At 70.3% G+C, this 15,771-nt stretch carries 14 protein-coding genes and 1 riboswitch; of the genes, 11 read left to right on the top strand and 3 right to left on the bottom strand.

Features of this window, described 5'->3' with window-relative positions:
* Window positions 1-165 precede the first annotated feature (165 nt).
* The 10 genes from AMK29_RS22590 (at window position 166) to AMK29_RS22635 (ending at window position 10,392) form a co-directional block, all read left to right on the top strand.
* Window positions 166-774, top strand: coding sequence for a CDP-alcohol phosphatidyltransferase family protein (locus AMK29_RS22590; protein WP_073815916.1), 609 nt, complete (start codon window positions 166-168; stop codon window positions 772-774).
* 116 nt (window positions 775-890) lie between these two features.
* Window positions 891-3,386, top strand: a complete 2,496-nt coding sequence (locus AMK29_RS22595) for a mannose-1-phosphate guanyltransferase (protein WP_073815918.1) — start codon at window positions 891-893, stop codon at window positions 3,384-3,386.
* A gap of 101 nt (window positions 3,387-3,487) precedes the next feature.
* Entirely contained in the window at window positions 3,488-4,417 is a 930-nt protein-coding gene (locus AMK29_RS22600) for a DUF881 domain-containing protein (RefSeq protein ID WP_073815920.1), read from the top strand.
* Window positions 4,414-4,746 (top strand): small basic family protein, encoded by a 333-nt coding sequence (locus AMK29_RS22605; RefSeq protein ID WP_015032176.1) that lies wholly within the window; start codon window positions 4,414-4,416, stop codon window positions 4,744-4,746. Before AMK29_RS22600 ends, AMK29_RS22605 begins: the two co-directional genes overlap by 4 nt.
* Before the next feature lie 5 nt (window positions 4,747-4,751).
* Complete coding sequence (locus AMK29_RS22610) at window positions 4,752-5,735, top strand: DUF881 domain-containing protein (RefSeq protein WP_382618729.1); 984 nt, start codon at window positions 4,752-4,754, stop codon at window positions 5,733-5,735.
* A gap of 81 nt (window positions 5,736-5,816) precedes the next feature.
* A complete protein-coding gene (locus AMK29_RS22615) occupies window positions 5,817-6,758 on the top strand; it encodes an FHA domain-containing protein (RefSeq protein WP_073815924.1) in 942 nt (313 codons plus the stop codon).
* A gap of 29 nt (window positions 6,759-6,787) precedes the next feature.
* Window positions 6,788-7,531 carry a transcriptional regulator FtsR gene (gene ftsR / locus AMK29_RS22620; protein WP_073815926.1) on the top strand — a complete coding sequence of 248 codons (744 nt, stop codon included), beginning with the start codon at window positions 6,788-6,790 and terminating at the stop codon, window positions 7,529-7,531.
* Window positions 7,532-7,596: 65 nt separating this feature from the next.
* Window positions 7,597-8,070: a bifunctional nuclease family protein gene (locus AMK29_RS22625; RefSeq protein WP_073815929.1), complete on the top strand. Its 474-nt coding sequence runs from the start codon at window positions 7,597-7,599 to the stop codon at window positions 8,068-8,070.
* A 192-nt stretch (window positions 8,071-8,262) separates the two neighbouring features.
* Window positions 8,263-8,922 (top strand): MerR family transcriptional regulator, encoded by a 660-nt coding sequence (locus AMK29_RS22630; protein ID WP_073815931.1) that lies wholly within the window; start codon window positions 8,263-8,265, stop codon window positions 8,920-8,922.
* Between the two features lie 105 nt (window positions 8,923-9,027).
* Window positions 9,028-10,392 carry a DNA polymerase IV gene (locus AMK29_RS22635; protein ID WP_073815933.1) on the top strand — a complete coding sequence of 455 codons (1,365 nt, stop codon included), beginning with the start codon at window positions 9,028-9,030 and terminating at the stop codon, window positions 10,390-10,392.
* Window positions 10,393-10,473: 81 nt separating this feature from the next.
* On the opposite strand, the gene AMK29_RS22640 is transcribed toward AMK29_RS22635, so the two are convergent.
* Complete coding sequence (locus AMK29_RS22640) at window positions 10,474-10,848, bottom strand: PRC-barrel domain-containing protein (RefSeq protein ID WP_198942318.1); 375 nt, start codon at window positions 10,846-10,848, stop codon at window positions 10,474-10,476.
* A 113-nt stretch (window positions 10,849-10,961) separates the two neighbouring features.
* Window positions 10,962-11,061, top strand: a riboswitch (glycine riboswitch).
* Between the two features lie 177 nt (window positions 11,062-11,238).
* Between AMK29_RS22640 and gcvP the strand changes: the two genes are divergently transcribed.
* A complete protein-coding gene (gene gcvP, locus AMK29_RS22645) occupies window positions 11,239-14,124 on the top strand; it encodes an aminomethyl-transferring glycine dehydrogenase (protein ID WP_073817122.1) in 2,886 nt (961 codons plus the stop codon).
* A gap of 97 nt (window positions 14,125-14,221) precedes the next feature.
* Here the strand turns inward: gcvP and AMK29_RS22650 are convergent, their stop codons facing one another.
* Window positions 14,222-14,428 (bottom strand): DUF5999 family protein, encoded by a 207-nt coding sequence (locus AMK29_RS22650; RefSeq protein WP_053648929.1) that lies wholly within the window; start codon window positions 14,426-14,428, stop codon window positions 14,222-14,224.
* A gap of 332 nt (window positions 14,429-14,760) precedes the next feature.
* Window positions 14,761-15,351 (bottom strand): hypothetical protein, encoded by a 591-nt coding sequence (locus AMK29_RS22655; protein ID WP_073815937.1) that lies wholly within the window; start codon window positions 15,349-15,351, stop codon window positions 14,761-14,763.
* Window positions 15,352-15,771 lie beyond the last annotated feature (420 nt).

Genomic DNA, 15,771 nt, shown 5'->3' on the forward strand with positions numbered 1-15,771 from the left:
GTAGGACGCCGCCGAACAATTTTTAGCCTCAACCCCCGGACCTTGTCCGGGGGTTGAGGCATTTTTGCGTTCCGGTGCCGGGAGAGCCCCTGTGCGCCGGGGTGTCGCGGCTTGAGGGTAAGGTCAGGGGGCATCGTCCGTACGTTCCCAGCAGGAGGCCCCCGGGTGGAGGTCCAGGAGACCCGTGTGCAGACCGACCGGGTCCTCACCATCCCCAACATTCTCAGCATGGCGCGTCTCCTCGGCGTGCCGCTGTTTCTGTGGCTGATTCTCCGGCCGGAGTTCGGCGGGCCCAAGAGTGACGGCTGGGCGCTTCTCGTCCTGATGCTCAGCGGCGTCAGCGACTATCTCGACGGCAAACTGGCCCGGCGCTGGAACCAGATCAGCAAGCTCGGCCGGCTGCTCGATCCGGCCGCCGACCGGTTGTACATCCTGTCCACCCTCGTGGGGCTGACCTGGCGGGAGATCCTGCCCTGGTGGCTGACCGCCGCCCTGCTGGCCCGCGAGGCCATGCTGCTGGTCATGGTGGGAATCCTCCGTCGGCACGGCTACCCGCCGCCGCAGGTGAACTTCCTCGGCAAAGCTGCCACTTTCAACTTGATGTACGCGTTCCCGTTGCTGCTTCTCAGTGACGGAACGGGCTGGCTTTCGTCACTCGCTGAAGTTTTCGGATGGGCTTTCGCCGGATGGGGTACAACTCTGTATTGGTGGGCAGGGATCCTCTACGTGGTCCAGGTCCGTCGACTCGTGAAGACGGATACCGAGGCCGATTGAGCCCGATCCCTCCGTGTCGAGCAGCGTCGCCGGCAACGACGAGGACGTCCGCGGGCTACTGAGCGGACAGGCACAGTCGGCAGGACCGTCATCTCTTGAAGGAGGACGCTTCCGACATGAAGGCCGTCGTGATGGCCGGTGGCGAGGGAACCCGTCTTCGCCCCATGACCTCGAGCATGCCCAAGCCTCTTCTGCCGGTGGTGAACCGGCCGATCATGGAGCACGTCCTGCGACTGCTCAAGAGGCACGGTCTCAACGAGACCGTCGTCACCGTGCAATTCCTCGCCTCACTCGTCCGGAACTACTTCGGCGACGGCGAGGAGCTCGGGATGGAGCTCACGTATGCCAACGAGGAGAAGCCACTCGGTACAGCGGGCAGTGTGAAGAATGCCGAGGAAGCGTTGAAGGACGACGCCTTCCTCGTCATTTCCGGGGACGCGCTCACCGATTTCGACCTCACCGATCTCATCGCCTTCCACAAGGAGAAGGGCGCCCTCGTCACGGTCTGTCTCACCCGGGTGCCGAACCCGCTGGAATTCGGCATCACGATCGTCGACGAGGAGGGAAAGGTCGAGCGCTTCCTCGAGAAACCCACCTGGGGACAGGTCTTCTCGGACACCGTGAACACCGGCATCTACGTGATGGAGCCCGAGGTCTTCGACTATGTCGAGGCGGACGTTCCGGTGGACTGGTCGGGTGATGTCTTCCCGCAGCTCATGAAGGAGGGCAAGCCGATCTACGGCTATGTCGCCGAGGGCTACTGGGAGGACGTCGGCACGCACGAGAGCTATGTGAAGGCCCAGGCCGACGTCCTGGAGGGCAAGGTCCAGGTCGACGTCGACGGTTTCGAGATCTCGCCGGGCGTATGGGTCGCCGAGGGCGCCGAGGTGCACCCCGACGCGGTGCTTCGCGGGCCGCTGTACATCGGTGACTACGCCAAGGTCGAAGCCGGTGCGGAGATCCGTGAGCACACGGTCGTCGGCTCGAACGTGGTCGTCAAGAGCGGCGCCTTCCTCCACAGAGCCGTCGTCCACGACAACGTCTACATCGGGCAGCAGAGCAATCTGCGCGGCTGTGTGATCGGGAAGAACACCGACATCATGCGGGCGGCCCGGATCGAGGACGGGGCCGTCATCGGTGACGAGTGCATGGTCGGTGAGGAATCGATCGTGCAGGGCAATGTGCGGGTCTACCCGTTCAAGACGATCGAGGCCGGCGCCTTCGTCAACACCTCGGTCATCTGGGAGTCCCGCGGGCAGGCCCACCTCTTCGGGGCGCGAGGCGTCTCCGGCATCCTCAACGTGGAGATCACCCCGGAGCTGGCGGTCCGTCTCGCGGGGGCGTACGCCACGACCCTCAAGAAGGGGGCGACCGTCACCACGGCGCGAGACCACTCCCGGGGCGCGCGAGCGCTGAAGCGGGCGGTGATCTCGGCCCTGCAGGCCAGCGCCATCGACGTGCGCGACCTGGAGAACGTACCGCTGCCGGTGGCACGGCAGCAGACCGCCCGGGGCAGTGCCGGCGGCATCATGGTGCGGACCACGCCGGGTGTGCCCGACTCCGTGGACATCATGTTCTTCGACGAACGCGGGGCGGACCTCTCCCAGGGCGGGCAGCGGAAGCTGGACCGGGTGTTCGCGCGCCAGGAGTACCGCAGGGCGTTCCCCGGCGAGATCGGTGACCTGTCCTTCCCGGCGAGCGTCTTCGACTCGTACACCGGCTCGCTGCTGCGGAACGTCGACACCTCGGGGATCGCGGAAGCGGGTTTGAAGGTCGTCGTGGACGCCTCCAACGGCAGCGCAGGGCTCGTGCTGCCCAGCCTGCTGGGGCGGCTCCAGGTCGACTCGCTGACCATCAACCCCGGTCTCGACGAGTCGAGACCCACCGAGTCGGCCGAGAGCCGGCGGGCGGGCCTCGTACGGCTCGGGGAGATCGTGGCCTCGGCACGGGCGGCGTTCGGCGTGCGGTTCGACCCCGTCGGTGAGCGGCTCTCGCTCGTGGACGAGCGGGGCCGGATCATCGAGGACGACCGGGCACTCCTGGTCATGCTCGACCTGGTGGCGGCCGAGCGGCGGTCCGGGCGGGTCGCGCTGCCCGTGACCACCACACGGATCGCCGAGCAGGTCGCCGCGTACCACGGCACGCAGGTGGAGTGGACGACCACCTCGCCCGACGACCTCACGCGGGTCGGGCGCGAGGAGTCGACGATCTTCGGCGGTGACGGGCGCGGCGGGTTCATCGTGCCCGAGTTCAGCAGTGTCTTCGACGGTGCCGCGGCCTTCGTCCGGCTGATCGGTCTCGTCGCGCGGACGCAGCTCACCCTGAGCCAGATCGACGCGCGGATCCCGCGGGCGCACGTCCTCAAGAAGGACATCGCGACCCCGTGGGCCGTCAAGGGTCTGGTGATGCGCCGGGTGGTGGAGGCGGCCGGGAACCGGTCCGTGGACACCACCGACGGGGTGCGGGTGGTCGAGGCCGACGGACGGTGGGTGATGGTGCTGCCGGACCCGGCCGAGGCCGTCACCCATCTGTGGGCGGAGGGCCCCGACGACGCCTCCGCGCAGGCCCTGCTCGACGAGTGGGCCGCGGTGGTGGACAGCGCGGGCAGCTGACCCGCGCGGGTCGTGTCGGCGGGGAGGTGCCTCCGGGTGCCTCCCCGCCGGTCGGAGGGGCCATTCGGCGGTAGGTCGTGCGACGTGCGACGATGTGCGGCATGTCGCAGCAGCCCCCCGTTCGGAGCACCGGATCACCGCCGCCGCGTCCGGACGCGTCCATGTCGCTGCTGAACAACGTGATGGACCACGCGCTCGACGACGGCTACGCGGAGGCGAGCGCCCGGCGTGAGGTCGAGGGAGGCGGGCTGCCCCGTACTCTGCGGGCCAAGCTGGGCGTCGCCGCGGGCCTGCTGCTGGCGGCCGCCGTGGTGACCGTGGGCGCGGCCGAGGCGCGGATCTCCGCTCCCGTCGTCGCCAAGGAACGGCAGGAGCTGATCGACCGGATCGACGCGGAGACGTCGACGGCCGACCAGCTGGAGCGGGACGTCGAGCGGATCGGCGCCGAGGTCGGGGAACGCCAGCGGCAGGCACTGCAGCAGCTCGGCGGCGACCAGGCCGAGCTGGTGGCGCTGCTCTCGGGCGCGACCCCGGTGCACGGCCCCGGGGTGAAGCTCGTCGTCGACGACGCCAAGGACACCGACACCGGTGGCGGCGGACCGCGGGAGAGCAGCGGCTTCTCCGACACGGGCCGGGTGCGCGACCGTGACATGCAGCGGGTGATCAACGGGCTGTGGGAGTCGGGCGCCGAGGCCGTCGCCATCAACGGGCAGCGGCTGACCTCGCTGTCCGCGATCCGGGCCGCGGGCGACGCCATACTGGTCGACAACAAGCCGCTGGTGCCGCCGTACACCATCCTCGCGATCGGGGACGGACAGCGGCTGAGCACAGCGTTCCAGGACAGCGCCGACGGGCAGTACCTGCACGCGCTGGTGGAGAACTTCGGGATCAGGAGCGGTATCACGGCCGAGGGCGACGTGCGCCTGCCGGCTGCGCCGAGCCTGACCGTACGTACCGCAGAGCCGAGGGGGGCCGGGGCGGCGACGCCCTCCGGCCGGGCCACGGCCGACACAGGGAAGGGCACATCGTGATCGCCGTACTGGGCCTGATCGTCGGAGTCGTGGTGGGACTGTTGGTCCGCCCCGAAGTTCCGGCGGTGGTCGAGCCCTATCTTCCGATCGCCGTGGTCGCCGCCCTCGACGCGGTCTTCGGCGGCCTCCGGGCCATGCTCGACGGCATCTTCGTCGACAAGGTCTTCGTGGTCTCGTTCCTCTCCAACGTGGTCGTGGCCGCGCTGATCGTCTTCCTCGGTGACAAGCTGGGCGTCGGCGCGCAGCTGTCGACCGGTGTGGTCGTCGTGCTCGGCATCCGGATCTTCTCGAACGCGGCCGCCATCCGGCGCCACGTCTTCCGGGCGTGACGCCGATGAGCGAGAACCCTCAGAGCCCCCAGGACCCGCGGAACCCGCAGAACCCCGAGGAACCTCAGGACGCCCGCGAGTCGGCGAGCCACGTCGAGCCGCAAGGGCCGGAGAGCGGCCCGGAGACGGCCGGCGCCGGGAAGACGGCGGAGCCAGGGGCCCCCAATGGCCCCGTCGAGGGTGAAGCCGGTGCCGAGGACGCCCCCGCGCCCGTGACGCCCCCCGCTCCTTCGGCTTCCGCGTCCGCCGCCGCTCCCGTCGGCACCGATCCGAGCGGCCGTCGGCGACTGGCGTCCGCGCTGTGGCCGCTCCGGGTGACCCGGGCCCAGCTCGTCGTCGCGCTGCTGCTCTTCGTCCTCGGTCTCGGCCTGGCCATCCAGGTCTCCTCGACCAGCGAGAACAGCGCGCTGCGCGGGGCGCGCCAGGAGGACCTGGTGCGCATCCTCGACGAGCTCGACGACCGCACGCAGCGCCTGGAGGACGAGAAGGCCCGGCTGGAGAAGCAGCGCTCGGAGCTGGAGTCCAGCTCGGACCAGGCCGAGGAGGCGCGCAAGCAGACCCAGGAGAAGGAGCAGCAGCTCGGGATCCTGGCCGGCACCGTCGCCGCCGAGGGCCCCGGCATCACCCTGACCGTCGGTGACCCCACTGGGGCCGTCGAGTCGGACATGCTGCTCGACGCCATCCAGGAGCTGCGCGCCGCCGGTGCCGAGGCGATCCAGGTCAACGGTGTGAGGGTCGTCGCGGACAGTTATTTCACCGGGATCGGTGATGACATGCGGATCGATGGAACGAAGGTGGCCGCTCCGTACGTCTTCAAGGTCATCGGCAAGCCGGAGGATCTCGAGCCCGCGCTCAACATCCCCGGTGGTGTCGTGCAGACCCTGGAGAAGGAGCAGGCCACAGCCACGGTGGAGCGGTCGGCGAAGATCGTCGTCGACGCCTTGCGACCCGCGAAGCGGCCTGACTACGCTCAGTCGTCCTCCCAGTGAGAGGGGGACGAGGGGGGTCCCGCGACATGGGCAAGGCGTTGCGGGGGGTCGGCGCACCACAACGGTGGTGCGTGGTGGAAACTGTCCGGAGGATACGGACGTTGTGAAGGTGTCCGGGTCGGCAGGTGTGATGGATCTCGGTTCGTCCTGCCCCACGGGCGGGTCTGTTTCGGTCAAGGGGAATCGCCCGTGAAGTTGTTTGCGAAGTTGTTCGGCAAGAGCGCACGCGAGGACGGCGGCAACGCCAGGCACCGCGCGCCGCGTCATGCCCAGAGCGAGGAGCAGGGTGGCGAGCGCCCGCTCTTCCGTGACGAGGTCGACGGCCAGGGCGGTGACATTTCCGGCACCCACGGCGCGTCGTCTGTTGACCCCGCCGGTGCTGCCCGCATAGGTTTCGGAGAACCATCAACCTCAAGTACGGGTGGAGGGTTTGCCCCCGATCCGTACGCGACACAGACCTCGGCGGGGCAGCCGCGGCAGGAGGATGCGTCCATGCCGGTGTGTACGAGGTGCGGTCACCGCAACGCGGCCGACAGCCGGTTCTGCTCCCACTGCGGTACGCCGCTGCGGGGCGGGGTCGCCGCCGAGCGTGCTTCGGAGACGACGTCCACGATCTCGATCTCGGGTCTCGAGGCCTACGAGTCGGAGGTCACCGGCCAGACGCAGCTGCCCTCGCTCTCTCCCGAGGCGCTGGCGGCCGTGGAGGCCCTGCCGCTGGGTTCCGCGCTGCTCGTGGTGCGGCGCGGGCCGAACTCCGGCAGCCGGTTCCTGCTGGACGGCGAGCTGACGACGGCCGGCCGTCACCCGCAGAGCGACATCTTCCTGGACGACTTCACGGTCTCCCGGCGCCATGTCGAGTTCCGGCGGGGCCAGGACGGCAGCTTCACCGTGTCCGACGTCGGCAGCCTCAACGGCACGTACGTCAACCGTGAGCCGATCGACTCGGTCGTTCTGTCCAACGGCGACGAGGTGCAGATCGGCAAGTACCGGCTGGTCTTCTACTCGAGCCAGCGGGGCGTGTGACGCCTCGGAGAAGCCTTCAGGGAAGGTCCATGCTGCGAACACCGACGGGTGGCGCCGATTCCGGCGCCCCCACCGCGGGCGACCGGCTGGTCAGCATCGGCACGGTGCTGAACCAGCTACGCGACGAATTTCCCGAAGTGACCATCTCCAAGATCCGGTTCCTGGAGGCCGAGGGGCTCGTGGAGCCCCGGCGTACGGCCTCCGGGTACCGGAAGTTCAGCCCGCAGGACGTGGAGCGGCTCGCTCAGATCCTGCGGATGCAGCGGGACCACTACCTCCCGCTGAAGGTCATCCGCGAGCACCTCGACGCCCTCGCCAGGGGGGAGCAGATCACGCTCCCGGCCCCCGGGCGTCGGCGGGACCTGTCCGAAGGGCCCTGGGAGCAGGACGCCGAGGCGCCCACCGCGGCCCGGATCGGGCGGGCGGAGCTGCTGGCCGCGGCGGAGGTGACCGAGGCCGAGCTCGTCGAGTGGGAGTCGTACGGTCTGATCTCTCCGACCGAGGGCGGCGGCTACGACCCCGAGTCCGTTATCGTCGCGCGGCTTGTCGCGGATATGGGGAGATTCGGTCTGGAACCGCGGCACCTGAGGGCCGTCAAGGCCTCCGCGGACCGGGAGGCCGGGCTGATCGAACAGGTTGTCGCGCCGCTGCGCCGGCACCGTAATCCGCAGACCAGAGCCCATGCGGAGGCCACCGCGCAGGAGCTCGCCACGCAGTCGGTGAGGCTGCACGCGGCCCTCGTGCGGACCGCTCTGGGGATCCGTCTCCAGTGAGTTCGGCGGTGGCCTTGACGGGGCCCGACTATCCAAACCGGTCGAGCACGTCCTAGGGTTGCTGTGTGAACGAGCTCGACGTTGTGGGTGTCCGGGTGGAAATGCCCTCCAACCAGCCGATCGTGCTCCTGCGTGAAGTGGGAGGCGATCGGTACCTCCCCATCTGGATCGGACCGGGTGAGGCGACCGCGATCGCCTTCGCCCAGCAGGGGATGGCCCCGCCGCGGCCGCTGACGCACGACCTGTTCAAGGACGTGCTGGAGGCCGTGGGACAGGAACTCAGCGAAGTCCGCATCACGGATCTGCGGGACGGGGTCTTCTACGCCGAGCTGGTCTTCGCCAGCGGCGTGGAGGTGAGTGCCCGCCCGTCGGACGCGATAGCGCTGGCCCTTCGTACCGGGACGCCGATCTTCGGCAGCGACGGTGTGCTGGACGACGCCGGCATCGCGATTCCGGACGAGCAGGAGGACGAGGTGGAGAAGTTCCGCGAGTTCCTCGACCAGATCTCACCGGAGGACTTCGGGACCAACAGTCAGTGACGCGGAGCGACGCGGCCGAGAGCCGTTCGCGGGGTGCCGTCAGGGCATTCGAGTAGCCTTTCCCCGAAGAGAGATACGGGAAACCACTCTCAGGGTGATTATCACTCGGCGTGCCGAGTGTGGCGATCGTTGACGCACCCCGAGTGACTGCCTACCTTCGTGTGGGCAGGTCAAGGACGGAGGGTCGGCGTGATGAGCAGCGCGGACGGTACGGCAGGCAGCTCGCTCGGACGCACGTCCGGAGAGAGCGGTCCGTATCCGCTTCACGGCAGTGTGGGCGACTTCGGTGCGGATGCCGGTGCGGGCGGTACGGGGGCGGGTGCCGCTCCCGGAGAGGGGCCCGGCGGGGCGGGTGAGACGGTCGGCTACCGCGGCCCGACGGCCTGTGCGGCGGCGGGGATCACCTACCGCCAATTGGACTACTGGGCGCGTACGGGGCTCGTGGAGCCGAGCGTACGGCCCGCGTACGGGTCGGGGACGCAGCGGCTCTACAGCTTCCGTGACGTCGTCGTCCTGAAGATCGTCAAGCGTTTCCTCGACACCGGGGTCGCCCTCCAGAACATCCGGGCCGCCGTGCAGCACCTGCGGGCGCGGGGTTTCCGCGACCTGGAGCGGATGACGCTCATGAGCGACGGGGCCACGGTGTACGAGTGCTCCTCGCCGGACGAGGTCGTCGACCTGCTCAAGGGCGGTCAGGGTGTCTTCGGCATCGCCGTGGGCGTGGTGTGGCGGGACGTCGAGGCGGCGCTGTCGCAGCTGCACGGGGAGCGCGTCGACACGGGCGAGACGCTCGTGGGGCACAACCCGGGGGACGAGCTGGCCGCCAGGCGCCGGAGGGACCGGGCGGTCTGAGGGCCCCCCGAGCGCCCTCGGGGGGGCTTGTGTACGTCTCGGGCTGGGGCGCCCGCGTGGGGTGGTGCGGCGGCGTTGTCAGTGCCGTGAGGCAGCATCGGTAGCGTGAGAGCCGCGCCGACGATCCTGCATCTCGACATGGATGCCTTCTTCGCCGCCGCCGAGCAGGCGGCGAAGCCGAGCCTGCGCGGAAAACCCGTGGTCGTCGGCGGCCTCGGGCCCAGGGGCGTGGTCGCCACCGCCTCCTACGAGGCGCGCCGCTTCGGTGTCCACTCGGCCATGCCCATGGGGCAGGCCCGGCGACTCGCGCCGAACGCCGCCTATCTCGTGCCGCGCTTCGCCTTCTACCGGTCGATCAGCGAGCAGGTCATGGAGCTGCTGGGACGGCTCTCGCCGCTCGTGGAGCCGCTGAGCCTCGACGAGGCCTTCGTGGACTTGGAGGCCGGGGAGGTCGCCGACGACAGCGCGAGCGCCCGGGCCGCAGGGGAGCGGCTGCGGGTCGACATCCTGGCGACGACGGGTCTGACGGGGTCCGTGGGGCTCGCGGGGTCCAAGATGATCGCGAAGATCGCCTCCGAGGAGGCCAAGCCCGACGGGCTCGTCCTGATCGAGCCCGGGACCGAGCGCGAGCTCCTCGGGCCGCGTTCGGTACGGATCCTGCCCGGCGTCGGTCCGGCCACGGGCGAGCACCTGCGGCGGGCCGGGATGACCACCGTGTCCGACCTTGCGGAAGCGGGTGAGGACGAGCTCGTACGGCTCCTCGGACGGGCGCACGGGGCCTCGCTGTACCGGATGGCCCAGGGGTACGACGATCGGCCCGTGGTGGCCGAGCGGGACGCGAAGTCGGTGTCCGTCGAGGACACCTTCGACGTGGACCTGCACGACCGGGTGCGGATCCGGACGGAGGTCGAGCGGCTCGCGGAGCGGTGCGTGGGGCGGCTCCGGGCGTCGGGGCACTCCGGGCGGACCATCGTGCTGAAGGTGCGGCGGTTCGACTTCTCGACCCTGACCCGGTCCGAGACGCTCCGGGGGCCGACGGACGACCCGGGCGTGGTGCGGGAGGCGGCCGGGCGGCTGCTCGAAGCGGTGGACACGACCGGGGGCGTGCGGTTGCTGGGCGTCGGGGTGAGCGGGCTCGCCGACTACACGCAGGAGGACCTGTTCGCGCAGGCCGAGGCGGCGGAGGGGGCGGTGGCCGGCGGCGAGGGGAATGCCGCCCCGGTCGCGGCCGAGGCCGTCGCCGCACCGGAGCCCGAGGCCGAGGTGGCCGTGGAGCGGCGCTGGGCGCCCGGGCACGACGTGCGGCACGCCGTGTACGGGGCGGGGTGGGTGCAGGGGAGCGGGGTCGGGCGGGTCACGGTGCGGTTCGAGGAGCCGTGGTCGGAGCCGGGGCGGGTGCGGACCTTCGCGGTGGACGATCCGGAACTCGTACCGGGAGAGGCGTTGCCGCTGGTGCGGGGGCGTGAGTAGGCCCGGGTGGGCCCGGCCTCGCGGCCGGGCCTGGGGCGCCCGTCGCACCTCGGGGCTGTCGTGCCGGGTGAGGCGGGGTCGCTACGGGCCCTCCTGGCCTGCCAGGCGGCCGAAGTCCGTGTCCGGGGCGTCCGCCGGGGACGGGGGGAGGGTCAGGCTGTAGTGGCGGTACAGCTGGAGCTCCTGTTCGGGGGAGAGGTGGCGGCCCACGCCGAAGTCGGGGGCGTCCTTGATGAGGGCCCGTTCGTACGGCACGTGAAGGCCGTCGTCGAGCAGGTCGCTCGGGTCCAGGGGGACGAAGGCGTCCCGGCTGAACAGTCCGGTGCGGACGGCGGCCCACTCGGGGACGCCGGTCGCGTCGTCGAGGTACACCTCGTCCACGGTTCCTATCTTGTGTCCGTTGCGGTCGAACGCCTTGCGGCCGATCAGGCTGCGCGGATCGATATCGGTCTGCACGGTCCCTCCAACTGGTCGCAACTGCACGTACCCCCTACGAAAGTGCACATGTGGGATGTCGGCCACTTGAGCGATAGGAGTCGCAACCTCGCTGGTAGGCTGGCTGTGGCTGTCGACCCCGTGCGGGAGAGTCCCCCGGAGAAACCTTCCGGTGGGCGCCGAAGGAGCAAATCCTCCCCGGAATCTCTCAGGCCCCTGTACCGCGCGGACGAGGTCACTCTGGAAAGCAGAGCGGTGTCCGACGGCATGCGCTCTCACCGACGGTGAAAGCCGGCGTGCCGCGAGGCGTGCCGGTGAAACTCTCAGGTTGAGATGACAGAGGGGGAGGCCGTCCGGGTACCCGCGCCGTGGTGCCCCTCGCAGGTCGTGACGACCAGGAGGCCTCCGTACATGACCGCCAACCGCATTCCGCTCTCCGAACTCGAACAGGGCATCCCGTTCGAGCAGCGGCACATCGGGCCCGACGCCGAGGCGCGCGCCAAGATGCTCGCCCAGGTCGGCTACGGCTCGCTCGACGAGCTCACGGCCGCCGCGGTGCCGGACGTCATCAAGAACACCGAGGCGCTGGGCCTGCCGGCCGCGCGCACGGAGGCCGAGGTCCTTGCCGAGCTGCGGACGCTCGCCGACCGCAACCAGGTCCTCGCGCCCATGATCGGCCTCGGCTACTACGGGACCTTCACGCCGCCGGTGATCCTGCGGAACGTGATGGAGAACCCCGCCTGGTACACCGCGTACACCCCGTACCAGCCCGAGATCTCCCAGGGCCGCCTCGAGGCCCTGCTGAACTTCCAGACCGTCGTCGCCGACCTGACGGGGCTGCCCACCTCCGGCGCCTCCCTGCTCGACGAGGGCACCGCAGCCGCCGAGGCCATGGCGCTGTCCCGGCGCGTCGGCAAGGTCAAGAACGGTGTCTTCCTCGTCGACGCCGACGCCCTGCCGCAGACCATCGCGGTCATCGAGACCCGCGCCGAGCCGACCGGTGTCGAGGTCGTCGTCGCCGACCTGAGCGAGGGCATCCCCGCCGAGGTCGCCGAGCGCGGTGTCTTCGGTGTGCTGGTCCAGTACCCCGGTGCCTCCGGTGCCGTCCGCGACATCAAGCCGCTGGTCGACGCCGCCCACGAACTCGGCGCGATCGTCACCGTCGCCGCCGACCTGCTGGCGCTCACCCTGCTCACCTCGCCCGGCGAGCTGGGCGCGGACATCGCCGTGGGCACGACGCAGCGGTTCGGCGTCCCCATGGGCTTCGGCGGCCCCCACGCCGGCTACATGGCCGTGCAGGACAAGCACGCCCGTTCGCTGCCCGGTCGCCTCGTGGGTGTCTCCGTCGACGCCGACGGCAACCGCGCGTACCGCCTGGCCCTGCAGACCCGCGAGCAGCACATCCGCCGCGAGAAGGCCACCAGCAACATCTGTACCGCCCAGGTGCTGCTCGCCGTCATGGCCGGTATGTACGCCGTCTACCACGGTCCCGAGGGCCTCAAGGGCATCGCGCGCCGCACCCACCGTTACGCCGCGATCCTCGCCGCCGGTCTGACGGCCGGAGGCGTGGAGCTCACCCAGGGCGCCTTCTTCGACACCCTCACCGCCCGGGTGCCCGGCAGGGCCGACGCGGTCGTGGCCGCCGCCCGTGAGGCCGGCGTCAACCTGTACCGCGTCGACGCCGACCACGTCTCCATGTCGTGCGACGAGACCACCGGGCGCGCGCAGCTCGCCGCCGTGTGGGGCGCCTTCGGTGTCGACGGTGACATCGAGGCCCTGGACGCGGTCGTCGAGGACACGCTCCCCGCCGCGCTGCTGCGCTCCGACGCGTACCTGACCCACCCCGTCTTCCACGCGCACCGCTCCGAGACCTCGATGCTGCGCTACCTGCGCCGGCTCGCGGACCGCGACTACGCGCTGGACCGCGGCATGATCCCGCTCGGCTCCTGCACGATGAAGCTGAACGCGACGACCGAGATGGAGCCGGTGACCTGGCCCGAGTTCGGTCAGATGCACCCCTTCGCCCCGGTCGAGCAGGCGCAGGGCTACCTCACGCTCATCACCGAGCTGGAGGAGCGTCTCGCCGAGGTCACCGGCTACGACAAGGTGTCGATCCAGCCGAACGCCGGTTCGCAGGGCGAGCTGGCCGGTCTGCTGGCCGTCCGCGCCTACCACCGCGCCAACGGCGACCTCCAGCGCACCGTCTGCCTCATCCCGTCCTCCGCGCACGGCACCAACGCCGCCTCCGCGGTCATGGCCGGCATGAAGGTCGTCGTCGTCAAGACCGCCGACGACGGCGAGGTCGACGTCGCGGACCTGCGCGCCAAGATCGAGCAGTACCGCGACGAGCTGTCCGTACTGATGATCACCTACCCGTCGACGCACGGCGTCTTCGAGGAGCACGTCGCCGACATCTGCGCCGAGGTCCACGAGGCCGGCGGCCAGGTGTACGTCGACGGCGCCAACCTCAACGCGCTCGTCGGTCTCGCCAAGCCGGGCCACTTCGGCGGCGACGTGTCGCACCTGAACCTGCACAAGACCTTCTGCATCCCGCACGGCGGCGGCGGTCCCGGTGTCGGCCCGGTCGGCGTCCGCGCCCACCTCGCCCCGTACCTGCCGAACCACCCGCTCCAGCCCAGTGCGGGCCCGGAGACCGGCGTCGGCCCGATCTCGGCCGCCCCGTGGGGCTCCGCCGGCATCCTGCCGATCTCGTGGTCGTACGTCCGCCTCATGGGCGGCGAGGGCCTCAAGCGCGCCACGCAGGTGGCCGTGCTCGCGGCGAACTACATCGCCAAGCGCCTTGAGCCGCACTTCCCGGTCCTCTACACCGGCCCGGCCGGTCTGGTCGCCCACGAGTGCATCGTGGACCTCCGTCCCCTCTCGAAGGAGACGGGCGTCACGGTCGACGACATCGCTAAGCGCCTCATCGACTACGGCTTCCACGCCCCGACGATGTCCTTCCCGGTCGCCGGCACGCTGATGATCGAGCCGACCGAGTCCGAGGACCTCACCGAGCTCGACCGCTTCTGCGACACGATGATCGCGATCCGCGGCGAGATCGAGAAGGTCGCCTCCGGCGAGTGGCCCGCCGAGGACAACCCGCTGCACAACGCCCCGCACACCGCGGCGTCGCTGGGCGGCGAGTGGAACCACGCGTACACCCGCGACGAGGCCGTCTTCCCGGCCGGCGTCTCGGCCGCCGACAAGTACTGGCCGCCGGTCCGCCGGATCGACGGCGCCTTCGGTGACCGGAACCTGGTCTGCTCGTGCCCGCCGCTGGACGAGTACGACCACTGAGCCCACGGCATGACGTGAGGGCCGGTTCGGAGATCCTCTCCGGGCCGGCCCTCGGCGTTTCCCGCGTTCGCGCTCCTACGGTGGCGATGCCGCGCCTTCAGGCGGCGGTCGTCACCCGTCCCGCCGTCAGCGGCCGGTGCGGGGCGATGATCTGCCCGTCCGGCAGCAGTTCACCGGTGTCCTCGAAGAGCAGGACGCCGTTGCACAGCAGGCTCCAGCCCTGTTCCGGGTGGTGTGCCGTCAGTCGGGCCGCCTCCCTGTCGGCGGAGTCGGCGGTGGGACAGGCAGGCTGGTGCTGGCACATGGGTGGGTTCTTTCGCTGCGTCGTGGTGGATGTCCTGCGGCTCTTCGCGCTCATCGCCGCCCCCGTCGGTCGGTTCGGTTCCGGTCCCAGTCTTGCCCCATGGACGCCCTTCCGCAGGTATTTCGCGTCAGCTCGTCCTCTCCGGGGAAGACGCATCACCCGCAGGGGCGGTTCAGGTCAACTGCACCGTCTTTTCGGGTGGTTCGGAGTGGTCCCAGTGGGCTAGTCCGTCCGGGAGGGGTGTTCGGGCGGGGCGTTCGGGCGCGACCATCGGACAGCAGTGCGCCCCGTGACCCGGGCGGGTCACGGGGCGGTGGTGCGCGTGGGATGGATCAGGCGGGCGCCGGCGAACCCATGAGGGGCGGCGGCGCGAGACGCGTACTGAGCACGGGCAGGAGATCGGCGATCTGGTAGGCGCGGTGGGCCGCGATCCCCGGCGGCGCGGGAGCGAGCGGCACCATCAGATCGGCCGCGGCCGGGGCGGCGGTGGCACCGTCCGCGTCCGCGTCGGCGTGCAGCCACAGGGTCTGCATGTAGAGCTCCGGTACGGAGAGGAGCCGCGGCTGGTACGGGACGGGCAGCGCCTCGGCCTGGAGCAGCGCCCGCTCGGTGGCGGTGACGTACGGACCTTCGAAGAAGTGCGAGAAGGACCAGCCGTCGGGGGTGAGCATGGTGTCCGCGGCGGCGATCGCCCGGTCGCCGCTCCTGATGAGGAATCGCCAGCCGGCGAGCCGGATGCGGGGCGCGTGCCCCGGTGCTCCGGTGACGTCCAACACGTGTACGGGCAAGGGGAGTTCGGGGCTCAGCGGTCCCTGCGCAGCCCGTAGGGCGGGCGTTCGCGCCTCGTGGACGGCGGTCGGGGAACCGAGGGCCGCGAGGACGCTGCGGAGGGCCGGCGCAGGGGCCGGGGAGGGTCGGAGCATGGTGGGTCGCCTCTCGCTCAGGAGACACGGTGATGCGTGGGCAGGTACACGACGACGCTGTCGGCGGCGGGGCCAGAGGAGGGCCATGAGGCCATGGCCGGGCGCCAACACTCTGCCTCGTCCGCGGAGTTTATACGACACGTGTTCACAGAGTGTTTCCGCTAGACGTCGCCGATATTCCTGGCAAGGCGTCATCAGGTCGTACATCGCGGGCCGCGGAAGCGGAATCCCGGGGCGGCGCCGCTCTCACCTGCCTATTTCTCGCAGAGGTGGACGGCTGAATGTCGACCCGGGGTTCCGAGAAAATAGGACATTGGTATATGTCAATTGCCCTGTGACCCCGGAAAGTGCCGGTGGAGTGCTTCATCCAGCCTATCGTCCGACAGCCTTCTTCCGCAGGCGTTGTGGATCAGCGGGGTG

Origin of the sequence: Streptomyces sp. CB02261 (genome assembly GCF_001905665.1) — a bacterium.
GTDB lineage: Bacteria > Actinomycetota > Actinomycetes > Streptomycetales > Streptomycetaceae > Streptomyces.